Origin of the sequence: Muribaculum sp. (assembly GCF_029051885.1) — a bacterium.
Classification (GTDB): Bacteria; Bacteroidota; Bacteroidia; order Bacteroidales; family Muribaculaceae; genus Muribaculum.
In genome coordinates this window covers 1-2471 of the sequence record NZ_JAIDKI010000101.1, presented here as the reverse complement: position 1 = coordinate 2471, position 2471 = coordinate 1, and the positions used below count along the sequence as shown (strand labels likewise).

The window sequence follows — 2471 nt, the reverse complement described above, 5'->3', positions numbered from 1 at the left end:
GCTCCGACAATTGCGCCTCCGAGGAAAGCGCTTATAAGTCCGAGGGTATTGTTCATCTTTTTTTAATTTATCGGGATTGTGAATTATTTCTCGATTTCATCGGCAATCTCATCGACAAGTTCTTCCAGCTTATCCTTGCGGAGATTAATACCTTTCTCTTTCAGGAAACGGCGGATATTGTCGCGGGTTGTCTCCCCTTTTTCCGGGGCAAGAAGAAGGCCGACTGCTGCACCGGCGACAGCGCCGCCGATTACTGATAGGATGATGTGTAAGGGTTTCATAAAGAATTAACGTTTTTATCGGGCCTTTTGATATAGGGCCCTGTTTGATTTATATGTTAAATAATTCTGTCACTATTAACACATACACGCCTGAAAAGTTCAATTCTTACTCCTTGGAATCAGAAATCGGCAACCCGTTCTGACAACATTTTGTAGGATTTGACGGCGTTATTTACGTGCTTCAGCCACATAGCCGAGAGCCTCGCGACACTTTTCGGTCACGTAAGTCCAGTCGGAAGCTGCGACACGGTCGGCAGGGAAGAGTTTTGAACCCATACCTACGCAGAACACTCCGGCTTTTATCCAGCCCTCGATGTTCTCTTTTGTCGGCTCTACCCCGCCAGTCACCATCAGTTTTGACCAAGGCATGGGAGCTTTCAGGCCTTTTACAAACTTCGGACCGAGGACATCGCCCGGGAATACTTTGCAGAGGTCGCATCCGGTTTCCTGTGCGGCTCCGACTTCTGATATTGTGCCGCATCCAGGAGTATATGGAACAAGTCGACGGTTGCATATACGCGAAATTTCCGGATTGAAAAGCGGGCCTACAACGAAGCATGCGCCAAGCTGAATATACAAAGCTGCGGTTGCAGGATCAACGACCGAACCGACACCGACTGCCATTTCCGGACATTCTTTTGCCGCAAATTTAACAACCTTTTCAAATACCTCATGAGCGAAATCGCCACGATTGGTAAACTCAAAGGCACGTACTCCGCCATCATAACATGCTTTAACCACTGCGCATGCGATATCGGCATCTTTATGATAGAATACCGGCACCATACCGGTATCCCCCATTTTCTGAAGAACCCGGATTTTATCGAATTTTGCCATTTTTATCTTTTGAATTATGCGTTGGGCGCTGTCCGCTTGAGCTACAGCACCCAACGCTGTGTTTTATAATTAGGAAACCTTAACGCTGTACACGACCATTGGCGCTGCCTCCGGCAAGAGCCTTGACTTCATCTACTGTAACCATGTTGAAGTCGCCGGGGATTGTATGCTTGAGGGCTGATGCCGCAACCGCAAATTCAAGAGCCTCACCCTGATTGTCCATGGTCATAAGTCCATGAATGAGACCTCCGGAGAAGCTGTCGCCACCGCCTACACGGTCGATAATCGGATTAATATCGTAGCGCTTGCTCTGATAGAATTCCTGTCCGTTGTATATCATTGCCTTCCAGCCGTTATGGGTTGCCGAGAACGATTCGCGCAGAGTAGAAACGACATATTTGAAGCCGAATTCCTTCATCATGGCTGCAAATATTCCCTTATAGCCTTCAGCATCAGTATTGCCACCCTCGACATCGGCATCAGGCTTAAATCCGAGACAAAGCTCGGCATCTTCTTCATTACCGATACATACATCTACATATTTCATGAGCGGGCGCATGATTGACTGGGCTTTTTCAGAAGTCCAGAGCTTTTTACGGAAATTGAGGTCAACCGAAACGGTGACACCGTGGCGTTTGGCCGCCTCACAAGCAAGACGCGTAAGCTCGGCTGCCTTGTCGGAGATGGCCGGTGTGATACCGCTCCAGTGGAACCAATCGGCACCTTCCATTATCTTATCAAAGTCGAAATCTTCGGGATCCGCTTCTGAAATAGAAGAGTTTGCGCGGTCATATATTACCTTTGACGGACGCATCGACGCACCTGTCTCACAATAATAGATACCGACACGGTTGCCGCCACGGGCAATGTGGTCGGTAACAACGCCATAACGACGCAGTGCGTTTACGGCAGCCTGTCCTATCTCATGAGTAGGAAGTTTGCTTACAAACACAGCCTCGTGGCCATAGTTGGCGCAGCTGACAGCCACATTGGCTTCGCCGCCGCCCCAGATTACATCAAAATTATCAACCTGCACAAAGCGATTGCAGCCGGCAGGCGAAAGGCGAAGCATGATTTCGCCGAGTGTGATTACTTTTCCCATATCTGTTTATTAAGATTAATTTGGTGGTGCAAATTTAATATTTTGGCAGGAATTATCAATTTTCAAAGTGATAGTTTGGTGTTTTTTCGCAATAATCGCGGATTGTCAGACAGCCCGCAAATGATAACACTGCAAAGATACAACATATGGTTGTAATCTGCAAATTTTAATCAATATTTCTATCTTTCGCCGGAATTTGAGTAAATTTGTGGTCAACAACTCAAAAAACAGTATGGCTACAAGCTATCTAC

At 47.1% G+C, this 2471-nt stretch carries 3 protein-coding genes; all 3 read right to left on the bottom strand.

Translation table 11 applies throughout. From position 1 onward, the window contains the following. Positions 1 to 83: 83 nt before the first annotated feature. The 3 genes from K2I50_RS04515 to K2I50_RS04505 all read right to left on the bottom strand — a co-directional run bounded on the left by K2I50_RS04515 (position 84) and on the right by K2I50_RS04505 (position 2220). Positions 84 to 281 (bottom strand): YtxH domain-containing protein, encoded by a 198-nt coding sequence (locus K2I50_RS04515; RefSeq protein ID WP_123476555.1) that lies wholly within the window; start codon positions 279 to 281, stop codon positions 84 to 86. A 168-nt stretch (positions 282 to 449) separates the two neighbouring features. After that, entirely contained in the window at positions 450 to 1118 is a 669-nt protein-coding gene (locus K2I50_RS04510; protein ID WP_301025034.1) for a bifunctional 4-hydroxy-2-oxoglutarate aldolase/2-dehydro-3-deoxy-phosphogluconate aldolase, read from the bottom strand. Between the two features lie 79 nt (positions 1119 to 1197). Next, complete coding sequence (locus K2I50_RS04505; RefSeq protein ID WP_123476559.1) at positions 1198 to 2220, bottom strand: sugar kinase; 1023 nt, start codon at positions 2218 to 2220, stop codon at positions 1198 to 1200. Positions 2221 to 2471: the final 251 nt, after the last annotated feature.

Bases quoted from the DNA above. Each gene is read 5' to 3' on its own strand.
- K2I50_RS04515 (WP_123476555.1), bottom strand. From the start codon at position 281: ATGAAACCCTTACACATCATCCTATCAGTAATCGGCGGCGCTGTCGCC.
- K2I50_RS04510 (WP_301025034.1), bottom strand. From the start codon at position 1,118: ATGGCAAAATTCGATAAAATCCGGGTTCTTCAGAAAATGGGGGATACC.
- K2I50_RS04505 (WP_123476559.1), bottom strand. From the start codon at position 2,220: ATGGGAAAAGTAATCACACTCGGCGAAATCATGCTTCGCCTTTCGCCT.